The 13104-nt window shown below is 66.0% G+C and carries 13 protein-coding genes; 10 read left to right on the forward strand and 3 right to left on the reverse strand.

Going from position 1 to position 13104, the window contains the following annotated elements; translation table 11 throughout:
- Positions 1-113: 113 nt before the first annotated feature.
- The 5 genes from G6N46_RS28675 to G6N46_RS12850 all read left to right on the forward strand — a co-directional run bounded on the left by G6N46_RS28675 (position 114) and on the right by G6N46_RS12850 (position 6090).
- Complete coding sequence (locus G6N46_RS28675; RefSeq protein ID WP_235688640.1) at positions 114-815, forward strand: transposase; 702 nt, start codon at positions 114-116, stop codon at positions 813-815.
- Positions 816-1043: 228 nt separating this feature from the next.
- Positions 1044-1181 carry a hypothetical protein gene (locus G6N46_RS12835; protein WP_163692738.1) on the forward strand — a complete coding sequence of 46 codons (138 nt, stop codon included), beginning with the start codon at positions 1044-1046 and terminating at the stop codon, positions 1179-1181.
- 293 nt (positions 1182-1474) lie between these two features.
- Positions 1475-2038, forward strand: coding sequence for a hypothetical protein (locus tag G6N46_RS12840; protein ID WP_234789748.1), 564 nt, complete (start codon positions 1475-1477; stop codon positions 2036-2038).
- On the forward strand, positions 2031-3152 hold the full coding sequence (locus G6N46_RS12845) for an XRE family transcriptional regulator (protein ID WP_064860384.1): 1122 nt from the start codon (positions 2031-2033) through the stop codon (positions 3150-3152). Before G6N46_RS12840 ends, G6N46_RS12845 begins: the two co-directional genes overlap by 8 nt.
- Before the next feature lie 112 nt (positions 3153-3264).
- Entirely contained in the window at positions 3265-6090 is a 2826-nt protein-coding gene (locus tag G6N46_RS12850) for a class I SAM-dependent DNA methyltransferase (RefSeq protein ID WP_064860383.1), read from the forward strand.
- 12 nt (positions 6091-6102) lie between these two features.
- Here the strand turns inward: G6N46_RS12850 and ychF are convergent, their stop codons facing one another.
- Positions 6103-7194 (reverse strand): redox-regulated ATPase YchF, encoded by a 1092-nt coding sequence (gene ychF / locus G6N46_RS12855; protein WP_138248190.1) that lies wholly within the window; start codon positions 7192-7194, stop codon positions 6103-6105.
- Positions 7195-7277: 83 nt separating this feature from the next.
- Here ychF and G6N46_RS12860 point away from each other — a divergent pair, with 83 nt between their 5' ends.
- Positions 7278-8396, forward strand: coding sequence for a DUF6542 domain-containing protein (locus G6N46_RS12860; RefSeq protein ID WP_138248189.1), 1119 nt, complete (start codon positions 7278-7280; stop codon positions 8394-8396).
- 24 nt (positions 8397-8420) lie between these two features.
- Here G6N46_RS12860 and G6N46_RS12865 read toward each other — a convergent pair whose 3' ends face one another.
- Complete coding sequence (locus G6N46_RS12865; RefSeq protein WP_073696220.1) at positions 8421-9431, reverse strand: 4-hydroxy-3-methylbut-2-enyl diphosphate reductase; 1011 nt, start codon at positions 9429-9431, stop codon at positions 8421-8423.
- Positions 9432-9484: 53 nt separating this feature from the next.
- Between G6N46_RS12865 and G6N46_RS12870 the strand changes: the two genes are divergently transcribed.
- The 4 genes from G6N46_RS12870 to G6N46_RS12885 all read left to right on the forward strand — a co-directional run bounded on the left by G6N46_RS12870 (position 9485) and on the right by G6N46_RS12885 (position 12645).
- Entirely contained in the window at positions 9485-10069 is a 585-nt protein-coding gene (locus G6N46_RS12870; RefSeq protein ID WP_138248188.1) for a lipid droplet-associated protein, read from the forward strand.
- Between the two features lie 4 nt (positions 10070-10073).
- A complete protein-coding gene (gene xseA, locus G6N46_RS12875; protein WP_138248187.1) occupies positions 10074-11306 on the forward strand; it encodes an exodeoxyribonuclease VII large subunit in 1233 nt (410 codons plus the stop codon).
- Positions 11293-11505: an exodeoxyribonuclease VII small subunit gene (locus tag G6N46_RS12880; protein ID WP_138248186.1), complete on the forward strand. Its 213-nt coding sequence runs from the start codon at positions 11293-11295 to the stop codon at positions 11503-11505. Before xseA ends, G6N46_RS12880 begins: the two co-directional genes overlap by 14 nt.
- A gap of 63 nt (positions 11506-11568) precedes the next feature.
- Positions 11569-12645 carry a 3-beta-hydroxysteroid dehydrogenase gene (locus G6N46_RS12885; RefSeq protein WP_138248185.1) on the forward strand — a complete coding sequence of 359 codons (1077 nt, stop codon included), beginning with the start codon at positions 11569-11571 and terminating at the stop codon, positions 12643-12645.
- Positions 12646-12727: 82 nt separating this feature from the next.
- On the opposite strand, the gene G6N46_RS12890 is transcribed toward G6N46_RS12885, so the two are convergent.
- Positions 12728-13003 carry a dsRBD fold-containing protein gene (locus G6N46_RS12890; RefSeq protein WP_029104721.1) on the reverse strand — a complete coding sequence of 92 codons (276 nt, stop codon included), beginning with the start codon at positions 13001-13003 and terminating at the stop codon, positions 12728-12730.
- Between the last annotated feature and the right edge of the window lie 101 nt (positions 13004-13104).

The following is a 13104-nucleotide window of genomic DNA, read 5'->3' on the forward strand; positions in this document are numbered from 1 at the left end:
GCGGCGCCGTCAAAGCCCGCACCGCAGCCATCCAGCAGATCAAGGACCTCCTCGTCACCGCTCCCGCCGAGATACGCGAGCGCTACCGCGGCTACACCACCACGCTGACGCTCGTGGCCGCGCTGTCCAGATGCCGACCCGCTACACACAACGATCCCGTCACGGTCTCAGTACTGACGGCCTGCAAAACACTGGCCCGCCGCGTCACCTTCCTGCAAGATCAGGCCGACGAAATCACTGCTGAGCTCGACACCCTCACTGCTGCATTCAATCCTGCACTCCGGGCCGCCTACGGCGTCGGCCCGGACACCGCCGCTCAACTGATCATCACCGCCGGCACCAACCCCCAACGGCTCCGCAGCGAAGCCTCCTTTGCGATGCTCACCGGTGTCGCTCCCATCCCGGCCTCGTCCGGGAAAACCAGCCGCCACCGACTCTCCCGCGGCGGCGACCGCGCCGCCAACAACGCCCTGTACCGCATCGCCCTGGTCCGCATGGCCCACGACCAACGCACCCGCGACTACGTCACCCGCCAGACCGCCGCCGGCCGGTCCAAAAAAGAGATCCTGCGGATGCTCAAACGCGCTATCGCCCGCGAGATGTTCAAACACCTCACCGCACCCAGCCCGATCGACGACTACAGCGACCTCCGCCCGGCTCGTCGAGCCACAAACATCACTCTCACCGCCGTCGCCGACCACTTCGGCGTATGGCCCAACGACATCTCCCGCCTCGAACGCGGCCTCAAACGCGACGACACCCTCGCCGCTACCTACCGCCAATGGTTAAACACCCAGCTCAACCACGCCGCTTGACTATTAACAGAAATAGGAGCATCAAGCTCGCCTCGTCGAGCGCTTCCCGCGGTCGCCCGCCAAGCGCATGATTGATCCACAGAGGGAGGGGAGTGCCGCGGTGCCGAACCAATGGTCGGGAGTGACGATCGACTGTGTCGACCCGGTCCGGATGTCGACGTTCTGGGGACACCTTCTCGGCATCGAGCCCTCATACGAGCACGGCGACGACCCGGGCTGGGCGCCCTGGTGGTCTCCCACGACGTGCTGGTCCACTCGATGGGCCAGGGTTGGGGCTTCGCGTCGCCGCTCGACATCGCTCGCCGCGTCCGCGAGGGCACCATGCCGCCGCCGCCAACCTGGATGCGCCGCCGTATCGGCGGTTAGAAAACCTGTTCGGCCGCTCACCGTCCCGGCGGTCGCCAGCCCGGCTCGCCGATGCGCGTTTTCACATTGCAGATATAGCAGCTACGCGCGAAACGTGTGCAATACTAAAGTCGCGTCCAGTTCGATCCACGCTCCCGGACGCGGATACAGGAGACGCCTTCATGGTTCCGAGTTCCCCCACCAATGCTCTCGGCCCGCACGCGAAAACAGTCCGTGACGCGCTGGTCGAGGTCATACGGTCTCGACATAATCGCTTCGCAGACGCTCATCAAGTCGCGGGCACTCGATACTCGATGGCCTTCGGAAGTCAGTGGCGTGACCTGCTGGACGACACCAATGATGCGCTGACGGGGCGCGGCTTCCAGTCGCAGAAGCTCACTCCGGCTGGCTACAAGATCCCGGTGGTCAACGATTGCCTGGTGTACGTGTGGCGGGTCCCCGGCTCTGCGGATGCGGTCAGCTTCTTCGCTTCGAGTCCGACGCGGAAGAATGGCTTCTCCGCTTCTCCCCCGCCGCCGATGTTGTTCGATCCCGTCCTGGTGGACGAGGGCCGGGCTGACGACGACGATCCTCCGGGCGGCGAACTCGGTCACACGTTGCGGGCAGCAGGCGACAAGATGCCGGTGGTGCTGGTGATGGTTGAATCGTCGCCGTGGCAGTTGCAGTCGATAAGTTGGGGCGTCGCCGTTCTGGACGAAGCCACCGGCAAGGTCGAAGTTCGTGGGCTCGAGTCGATCTGGGAGCCCACCTCGGACACCGATCGCGATACGTCGAGTGCGGACTCGTTCGACAGCGGCACGCCCGAGGGTCCCTCGGTCGAGCCGCGGCCGCAGGAGCGCCCGAGCACGGATGACTGATGATCCGCCAAGCTTGTTCGACTGGCCCGAGGCCGGTCAAACGCATGGTCGATTCGACCCAGCGCGGCTGACCCAGGCCCGTGTGCGCCTTGCGATAAGCAAGACGGACCTCGCCGCAGAAGTGGGCGTTTCGCCTGCCGCGATCGGCCAGTACGAGGCGGGCGTTAACTCGCCGCGTCCTGACGTTATCGATCGAATGGCGAAGGCCTTGAGGGTGCGACCGGGGTTCTTCGGGGTGGGCCGCCCTCTCGCCCGTATGGATACCGTCCATGCGCATTTTCGGAGCTTGAGATCCGCTCGCGCGAGCGACCGTCAACGAGCAGTCGCGACGGCAACACTGATGTGGGAACTGACCTTCGCGCTTGAGAGGTACGTCAAGCTGCCGGTACCGAACCTACCGCAAATTGAGCCTGGCACCGCGCCTGCGGACGCCGCTGCGATGCTGCGCAGGCACTGGAACCTCCCCGATGGGCCGGTGAAGCACTTGGTAGCCACCGTGGAATCTCACGGCATCGTGGTAGCAGTGCGTCCGCTAGGCGAGATCGATGCGGTCGACGCCTTCTCGGTAGTGATCGTGGACCGTCCTATCATCATCACAACGCCCCGGCGCAGCGAGAACGTCTTCGGACATCGATTTTCGATCGCTCACGAGGTCGGCCACTTGCTCCTTCACGGAGACTCCGGCGAGTCGAGCCAGGCGGTGGAGCGTGAGGCAGACGAGTTTGCTGCGGCATTTCTAACCCCTGCCGCGTCTATGGACGCGGTACTGCCCGAGAGGCTCGATCTACCGGCCCTGCATCGACTGGGTCGAACGTGGGGTGTTTCGCCAAAGTCGTTGGTCCGTCGGATGGTGGAGCGGCATCGCACGACTGATTCGTCCGCACGGCGGGCCTACCAACGATTGGCCATGACGTACGACCCGTCGGCGGACCCCACCAGCGCGTACCCCGGTGAGGTAGCAACGCTTCTGCGGAAGGGCGTCGAGCTGGCTGGTCAGCACGGCGCGGGCGTACCCGTTCTCGCGGATGTCCTCAAGATCAGCCCTGGGCAGCTGCGCGACCTCCTGGGAGAGGAAGATCAGCGCCCGGTTCTGCGCCTCGTCAAAGACGAGTGACGCTCGGGAGCGGTCGCCGTGTCCCCTCGGGTGACGTCAGTGGACGGCTTTACAGTGCCTGTCATGGCCTCGACACCATCGAAAGCGTTCGCGCCGACTCAGGGGCCGGGCCGTGCAGCCTGAGACGCTCCAGCAGGATCTCGCCGAGTTCATCGCGTACCGGCATAACCTCCTCAAGGGTGACGAGAAGGGCGAGGCTCAGGTCTTCCTCGACCGACTGTTCAAAGCGTTCGGAAACGGCGGCGTCCGAGAGGCCGGGGCAACCCTGGAGGCACGCGTTCGGAAGGCCGAGACCAAGGGCACCTCATTCGCCGATCTGCTCTGGGAGTCGCGCTGCATCATCGAGATGAAGAAGGCCGGGACCGACCTCTCGAAGCACTTCCGACAGGCCTTCCAGTATTGGATCCAGGTGGTGCCCCACCGCCCGAACTACGTGGTGCTCTGCAACTTTGACGAGTTCTGGGTCTACGATTTCGACCTCCAACTCGACGCTCCAATGGACGTACTGAAGCTCGATGATCTGGTCAACCGGAGAGAAGTGCTCGCGTTCCTCTTGCCGGAGCCCGAGACACCGCTATTCGGCAACGACCTCGTTCAGGTCACGCGCGAGGCGGCGGCGCAAGTGTCCAGCGTGTTTCGCTCGATGAAGGATCGCGGGGTCCCTCGGCTGGATGCTCAGCACTTCGTTCTCCAGTCGGTCGTGGCGATGTTCGCCGAAGACATCGGCCTGCTGCCCGAGAAGTTCTTCACCCGCGTTGTCGAAGAGGCCAAATCTGGCCGCGACGCCTACGACTTGCTCGGCTCACTGTTCCGAGAGATGAACACGCCCGGTCGGACGAAGGGTGGCCAGTTCGTCGGGACGCCTTACTTCAACGGCGGCATCTTCGAGAACATCACGCCGATTGAGATGAACCGAGACGAGCTAAATGCCATTCGGTGGGCGTGCACAACGAACTGGGCTGCCGTCCGCCCCGAGATCTTCGGCACTCTGTTCGAGACCTCGATGGACAAGGACGAACGTCACGCCTACGGCGCTCATTTCACGTCTCAGGCCGACATCGCCCGAGTGGTGATCCCCTGCATCGTGGACCCCTGGATGGAGCGAATCGAAGCCGCCAAGACGATCGGCGACCTGGAGCAGATTCAGCTAGCAATGGCCAGCTACCGAGTGCTCGATCCGGCGTGCGGGTCGGGCAACTTCTTGTACGTGGCCTATCGGGAGATGCGCCGCCTTGAGGTCGAGGTCAAGAATCGCATCGCTGCTCGCCGCCGCACCAAGTCCGGCCAGGCGACGATCTCCTACGTGACGCCCGATCACTTCATGGGAATCGACACCAACGCCTTCGCCGTCGAGGTGGCAAAGGTGACCATGATGATGGCAAAGAAGCTGGCTGCCGACGAGCTGGAGGAGTACGTCGACGCACTCCCCCTGGACAACCTCGACGAGTCGATTCGCTGCCGCGACGCTCTCTTCTCGGAGTGGCCCAGCGCGGACGTGCTCATCGGCAACCCGCCCTATCTGGGTCGGCGGAAGATGGCAGCCGAACTCGGTGCCGATTACGTATCAGACCTTGACGGGAAGTATCCGAACCCCGGCGTGAGTGACTTCGTCACCTACTGGTTTCCCCTGGCGCACAAGGCACTACCCCAGGGCGGCCGAGCGGGGTTTGTCGCTACGCAGGCGGTACGCGACGGCGACTCGCGGAAGGCGTCACTCGATTACGTCGTCAAGAACGATGGGGTGATCTTCGAAGCCGTCTCGGTCACCCCGTGGTCGGGTGACGCCGTGGTTCACGTGTCCATCGTCAACTGGGTGAAGGGCGCGAACCACGCACCCGCGAAGAAGGTCCTTTGGCTGAACAATGGGCAACTCCGACTCGAAGTCGAAGACATCGCCGCCAGCCTGAGGCCGGTCACCGACGTCGGGACTGCCGCCTCGCTGCCCCAAAACAAGGCCCCGAAGCGGATCTTCCAAGGCCAGACGACGGGAAAAATCGATGCCTTCCGTTTGACCGGAGGCGAGGCCGCCGACCTTGGCAAGACAGACCCCGGTTCGGCGGCGTTCATTCACCCAGTCCTCGGTGGGAAGGTGCTGCTCCACTCCCTCGGACCCCAGAACTTCATCATCGACCTCCCCCACGACGACGCGCTGGACGTCAAGGTCGCTGCTCCAGGTGCCCTGGCGAGGCTGCGCAAGCTGGTGCTGCCAGACCGGGAAGCGGCTGCCGAGAAGGAGGCCACCGCGAATGCCGCGATCCTCAAACGCAATTCGAAAGCACAGGTGCGTTGGCACAACAAGAACTTCCTGAACAAGTGGTGGCAGCATTCGTATCGGCGCGACGACATGATCGAGGCGTTCGCTCCGTTGCAGCGCTACATCGCGACGTCTCGGGTGGCGGCAGAGCAGCGGGTCTCCGTCTTCCAATTCGTGGACACGTCGATCCGACCCGACGATTCGATGACCGTCATTGCCTTCGATGACGACTACACCCTCGGCGTCGTGTCGTCGGCGCTTCATAGAGCGTGGTTCGAGGAGCGGTGCTCCAAATTGAAGTCCGACCTTCGCTACACGTCGACCACGGTATGGGATTCGTTTCCGTGGCCGACCTCACCAGGAGAGGCCGTGGCTGAGGTCGCGCAAGCGATGGCCGCCATCATCGACTACCGCGAAGCGAAGCTCGCCAAGGGCATCACGCTGGGAGAGCAGTACGACGCGCTGCGTACCCCTGGGAAGTCGGAACTGCGGGCGCTACACGACGTTCTCGATGCCGCCGTTGTCCGCGCGTACGGGTTCAATCCAGAGGAAGACCTGCTGGCGCAACTGCTGGCCCTGAACCTGGCCGCCGCGTCTGATCCCGAGGCCGCCATCGCACCGGGTGGCGGCGGGCGGCCCGAGGCCTACACCACCACCTACCGACTCACGGCAGCCGCGCCGTGAAGGACCGACCGGTCACGACTTTGACTTAGATGGTTGTCCGTGGCGAAATTCGACCACGTCACCGTCGACCATGACGTAGTCCTTGCCTTCCATCCGGACCTTGCCGGCGGCTTTGGCGGCCGCCATGGAGCCGGCTTCGACCAGGTCGTCGAAGGCGACGATCTCGGCCTTGATGAAGCCCTTCTCGAAGTCCGTGTGAATAACCCCCGCTGCGCGAGGTGCGGTGTCGCCCTGGTGGATGGTCCACGCCCGCGATTCCTTGGGTCCCGCGGTCAGGTAGGTCTGCAGCTTCAGCGTCCGGAAACCGGCGCGCGCCAACGCATCCAGGCCGCGCTCGGTCTGGCCGATGGACTCCAGCAGCTCGGCGGCGGACTCGTCGTCGAGCTCCAGCAACTCGGCCTCGATCTTGGCGTCCAGGAACACGGCCTCGGCCGGGGCGACCATCGCGGTCAGCTCGGCCTTGCGGGCCTCGTCGGTCAGCACCGACTCGTCGGCGTTGAAGACGTACAGGAACGGCTTGACCGTCATCAGGTTGAGCTCACGCAGGGCAGACCAGTCCTTGCCGGTGGAGAACAGGGTCTTGCCCTCGTCGAACACCGCCTGGGCCGCCGCCACGGCCTCGACGATCGGCTTGCGGTCCTTGTTGGTCCGGGCTTCCTTCTCGAGCCGCGGCAGCGCCTTCTCGAGCGTCTGCATGTCGGCGAGGATCAGCTCGGTCTCGATGACCTCGATGTCGGACTTGGGGTCGACGCGGCCGTCGACGTGGACGACGTCGTCGTCGGCGAAGGCGCGCACCACCTGACAGATGGCGTCGGCCTCGCGGATGTTGGCCAGGAACTTGTTGCCGAGGCCCGCGCCCTCGGACGCGCCCTTGACGATGCCGGCGATGTCCACGAACGTTACGGGCGCCGGGACGGTCTTCTCGGAACCGAAGATCTCGGCGAGCTTGTCGAGCCGCGGGTCGGGCAGCGGGACGACACCCTCGTTGGGTTCGATCGTTGCGAACGGATAATTAGCCGCGAGCACGTCATTACGTGTCAACGCGTTGAACAACGTCGACTTCCCGACGTTCGGCAGACCGACGATTCCCAGGTTCAGACCCACGAGTTCGTTAGTTTAGGAGACGCCACACCGTCCCAACGCCCACCTGCAGGCACAGTGGCCCAGATTGCCGGTACGGTCTAGGAGTGTCAGCAGAGCATCATGGGCCCGAAGCCGCCCTCGATCGCCGCTCGGCGCTGCCCAGCATCCCGGGAATCCCCTGGTGGGGAGCCATTGTGCTGGCCGTCACAGCCACCGCGATCGGCTTCGCCTACGACGCCGGCACCGGTGACAAAGAACTCAGCGCTTTCTTCACTTTCTGCTACGTGGCCGGCTGTGTACTCGCTGTGCTCGGCGTGCGGCGGTCCGGGATTTTCACCGCGGTCATCCAGCCCCCGCTGATCCTTTTCGTCGCCGTGCCGGGCGCGTATTTCATGTTCCACAGCGACAAGATCGCCGGCATCAAGGACCTGTTGATCAATTGCGGTTATCCGCTGATCGAGCGTTTCCCGACGATGTTCTTCACCGCGGCGACGGTTCTGATCCTCGGTTTGATCCGCTGGTTCGTCCTGCCGCAGTTCCTGACCTACGAGGAAGACGACACGGAAGAGGCCGTCGCCGAGCCCAAGCCGCGCCGCAGCCGCCGTCAGGCCGACGACGAAGACGTCGCGCCCGCCGGTCTCGCCGCGACGCTGTCGGCCAAGCTCACCAAGCTGACGACAGGCCAGACGCCCCGCAGCTCCCGTACCCGTGCCACCTCGTCGCGTCGTTCGGCGGCGGAGTCGCCGCGCCGCAGCGCTGCCGACCCGCAGCGCGCACCGCGTCCGTCCCGCGCCCGGGCACAGGCCGGCGACACCGAGCTGATCGAACCGGTGCCCGGCCAGATGCGCCGGCCGCGGCCCGCACGTCCCCGCCCGGCCGCCACCGACTCGTACGCGGTGCCCGACGAGCCGCGGCGCCGTCCCCGTCCGGCCGGCGAGCCGCGCCGCGCCCCGCAGGAGCGCTACGACTACCGGGAGCCACGCGAGCGGGACCGCTATGAACGACCGCAGCGCCCGTCCGCGGCCGAGCCGCGGCGGCGTCGCTACGCCGACGATCCGTACGAGCCCGGCGACCGCTACCAGTCGCCGGCCCGCCCGTCGCGCAACGCACCACCCAGCGGCGCCCACCACCCCGTCTCCCGGGTGCGGTACCGCGGTGCCGACGACGATGCGGCAGCCGAGCCGCGCGAACGCCGGCCGCGTCAGCCCCACAACTGGGACTGACCGACCGCGTCTGCGTTCGAAGAACTAGTGCCGGGCGGGACGAATCTCGCGCGGCAGCGCGAACACCAGCGTCTCGTTGGCAGTGGTGACCGGCTGGACGGTGTCGTAGCCGAATTCCGCGAGGCGCTCGAGCACGCCGCGCACCAGGATTTCCGGTACCGACGCGCCTGAGGTGACGCCGACGGTCGTGACACCCTCGAGCCAGCCCGGGTCGATGTCCTCGGCGTAGTCGACGAGCTTCGCGGCGTTGGAGCCGGCGTTCAGGGCCACCTCGACCAGACGAACCGAGTTGGACGAGTTCCGTGAGCCGACGACGATCACGAGTTCGCACTCGGGAGCCATCGCCTTGACCGCGACCTGGCGGTTCTGGGTGGCGTAGCAGATGTCGTCGCTGGGCGGGTCCTGCAGCGTCGGGAACTTCTCCCGCAGCCGTCGGACGGTCTCCATGGTCTCGTCGACGCTCAGCGTGGTCTGGGACAGCCAGATGACCTTGTTCGGGTCGCGGACGGTCACCTTGTCGACGGCGTCCGGGTTGTCGACGACCTGCACGTGCTCGGGCGCCTCGCCGGCGGTGCCGACGACCTCTTCGTGGCCCTCATGGCCGACCAGGAGGATGTCGTAGTCGTCGCGGGCGAAGCGCTTGGCCTCGTTGTGCACCTTGGTGACCAGCGGGCAGGTGGCGTCGATGGTCCGCAGATTGCGGGCGGCGGCCTCCTCGTGCACCGTCGGCGCGACGCCGTGGGCGGAGAACACCACGATGGCACCCTCGGGCACCTCTTCGGTCTGTTCGACGAACACCGCACCGGCCTTGGCCAGCGTGTCCACCACGTAGCGGTTGTGCACGATCTCGTGGCGCACGTACACGGGAGCGCCGTGCTTCTCCAGCGCGCGCTCCACGGTCTCGACGGCGCGGTCCACGCCGGCGCAGTAGCCACGCGGCTCGGCGAGCAGCACGCGCTTGCCGGTTTTGCTCATAGCTTCTCCGGCGACCGAAACGGTGGCGCCGGGAATGCCCATATTGATGGTCGGTGGCATAGCACAAGGGTACTGATCACCGCAGGGCCACAGCCAGCCGTACTCTGGCAGGCATGTCTACTGCGCCCTACGGAGTCCGGCTGCTGGTCGGCGCGGCGGCGACCGCGCTCGAGGAGACCATTCGGCTCCCCCACACCATCCTGACCTACCCGATGACGCTGGCCAGTCAGCTCGCCCAGCTGGTCATGAAAATGCAGCAGGACCTGGCCGAACTGGTCAACAAGGGCGACGAGACCCTGGAGCAGTGGTTCCCGCCCAAGGACGAGCAGCCGGAATGGGCCACATTCGACGAAGATCTGCTCGAGCCGGGTGCTGACGATCCCGCCGGCCCGGCCACCGAGCAGCCCGACGGCGCCCGCCTGACGGAAGGCCGGTTCGCGCTGTACAGCACGGGGGCCGCCGAGACCCCGAAGCCGGCGACGAACGGTGCGGCCGCCAACGGCGCGAGCGTCGCGACCCCCGCGATCGTCGAGGCCCTGGACTACGCCGAGCTGACCCTGGCCCAGCTGCGCGCCCGGCTCCCCCAGCTCAAGGTGGACGACCTCGAGGCGCTGCTGACCTACGAGAACAACACGAAGTCCCGCGCGCCGTTCCAGACGCTGCTGGCCAACAGGATCACCCGCGCGACCGCGAAGTGATGCGGTGACAGCTGCCGAGATCCCGAACTCGGCCGAGAATCCCTGGCCGGTCCGGGCGGTGTCCACCCGGGTGGCCAAGTACATCGACCGGCTCGGCACCATCTGGATCGAAGGTCAGCTCACCGAGCTCAAGCTGCGTCAGTCGACGGCGTGGATGGTGCTGCGCGACCCGGCCGCGGACATGTCGCTGTCGGTCAGCTGCCCGCGTGCCCTGGTCGACGACGCGCCGGTCGCCCTGTCAGAGGGCACCCAGGTGATCATGCTGGGCAAGCCGCAGTTCTATACCCGCAACGGCTCATTCTCGTTGCGTATCAGCCAGATTCGCGCCGTCGGTATCGGTGAGCTGCTTGCCCGCATCGACCGGCTGCGCCGCCTGCTGGATGCCGAAGGCCTGTTCGACCCCCGACTCAAGCGCCCGATTCCGTTCCTGCCCAACACCATTGGCCTCATCACCGGCCGCGCCTCGGCGGCTGAGCATGACGTCGTCACCGTCGCCCAAAGTCGTTGGCCCGCCGTCCACTTCGATATCCGCAATACAGCGGTGCAGGGCGCCAATGCGGTACCACAGATCGTCGAGGCCCTGCGCGCGCTGGACGCCGCGCCGCACGTCGACGTCATCGTGATCGCGCGCGGCGGCGGCAGCGTCGAGGACCTGCTGCCGTTTTCCGACGAGACGCTGTGCCGCGAGATCGCGGCCTGCACCACGCCGGTGGTGAGCGCCGTCGGGCACGAACCGGACAACCCGCTGTGCGACCTGGTCGCCGACCTGCGGGCGGCCACGCCGACCGACGCGGCCAAACGCGTCGTCCCCGACGCCGCCGCCGAGCAGGCGCTGGTGACCGACCTGCGGCGGCGCAGCGCGCAGGCCCTGCGCAACTGGGTGCACCGCGAGGAGCGCTTCATCGGTCAGCTGCGCGGCCGCCCGGTGCTGGCGCAGCCGCTGCAGGCGCTGGACGCCCACGCCGCGGAGATCACCCGGGCGGTGACGGCCGCGCGCCGCGACATCCGGCGGCTCATCGCCACCGAGACCGACCATGTCGGGCACCTGTCGGCCAGGCTGGCCACGCTCGGGCCGGCTGCGACCCTGGCCCGCGGGTATGCCGTGGTGCAGAACCTGTCAGCCGGCGGTGCGGTCCTGCGGTCGGCGCAGGATGCCCCGGCGGGAACCAGACTCCGAATCCGGGTGGCCGACGGCGCCGTCACGACCGTGAGCGAAGGAATATATGACGAACATTAGTCAGCTCGGCTACGAAGCTGCCCGCGACGAACTGATCGAGGTCGTCCGCAAACTGGAAGCGGGCGGGCTCGACCTCGACACCTCGCTCCAGCTCTGGGAAAGGGGCGAACAACTGGCAAAACGTTGCGAAGAGCACCTGGCCGGCGCCCGCAAGAAAGTCGAGGACGCGCTCGCCTCCGGCGCCGAAGACGAAAATTGATCAGTGCGGTAATTTCTCCCGCACTCTGTTAACTGGAACACGTTTCAGTTATGCTCCTGCACCATGCGTGATGCTTCCCTGACCACAGACCTCGGCCGTGTGTTGGTAACCGGCGGGTCTGGCTTCGTCGGCGCCAACCTGGTGACCGAACTGCTCGGCCGTGGCCACCACGTCCGGTCGTTCGACCGGGCGCCGTCGCCGCTGCCGGCCAACCCGAACCTGGAGACGCTGGTCGGCGACATCACCAACGTTGACGACGTCGACGCCGCAGTCCAGGGCATCGACACGATCATCCACACCGCGGCGATCATCGACCTGATGGGCGGCGCATCCGTCACCGACGAATACCGCAACCGCAGCTTCGGCGTGAATGTCGGCGGCACCGAGAACCTGGTGAAGCTGGGCCGGGCCGCGGGCGTCAAGCGCTTCGTCTACACCGCGTCGAACAGCGTGGTCATGGGTGGGCAGGACATCCAGAACGGCGACGAGACCATGCCGTACACCGCCCGCTTCAACGACCTGTACACCGAGACCAAGGTCGCCGCCGAGAAGTTCGTGCTGTCGCAGAACGGCGTCGACGGCATGCTCACCTGTTCCATCCGGCCCAGCGGTATCTGGGGCCGCGGCGACCAGACCATGTTCCGCAAGGTGTTCGAGAACATCCTCGCCGGCCACGTCAAGGTGCTGGTGGGCAACAAGAACATCAAGCTGGACAATTCCTACGTGCACAACCTGATCCACGGTTTCATCCTGGCGGGCGAGCACCTGGTGCCCGGCGGTACCGCACCCGGGCAGGCCTACTTCATCAACGACGGCGAACCGCTCAACATGTTCGAGTTCGCCCGGCCCGTCATCGTCGCGTGCGGCCGCAAGCTGCCCACCTTCTACGTCTCCGGCAAGCTCGTGCACCGCGTGATGATGGCGTGGCAGTGGCTGCATTTCCGGTTCGCCCTGTCCGAGCCGCTGATCGAGCCGCTGGCGGTGGAGCGCCTCTACCTGAACAACTACTTCTCGATCGCCAAGGCCAAGCGCGACCTCGGCTACGAGCCGCTGTTCAACACCGAACAGGCCATGAAGGAATGCATGCCGTACTACGTCGACCTCTTCCACCAGATGGAAGCGGCCGAAGCCACGAAGTAGCTTTCTCCCGCGGGCAGGGGGTCACCACCCACTCGCGAGCTGGGGGTACCTCCCGCTTGCGCGGGTTTCTCGGCCCCGGTAGTCAGCGGTACAGGTGCACCGGGTGCTGTGTTGATTTCTCGATGTTCGCCGACGCGGCCATGAGCAGATCGGTGCCGAGCGCGATGAGCGCGCGGGCGGCCGCGATCTCCTCGCCGACGAGCGGCGCACTCGGGTCTTTGGGATTGCGGTAGGCATCCCCCGTCGTCGTGAGGGTGTCGTCCCGCAGCCGGGCGTGTGCGGAGGCGTGGGTGTGGACATCGTCCTCGAAGAACTCGATCTCGACGTGCCACTTGTTGGTCAGATCCTTGTCGTACATGTCGATCACCTTCCCTAAGTAAGCGTGCTCCTCCCGCCGCCCGTTGACCAGTACCGATTTCACGCACCTGCCGAAGCCCCGCCGGAATCGGTGACGCACCC

This window comes from Mycolicibacterium phocaicum (assembly GCF_010731115.1).
Taxonomy (GTDB): Bacteria; Actinomycetota; Actinomycetes; order Mycobacteriales; family Mycobacteriaceae; genus Mycobacterium; species Mycobacterium phocaicum.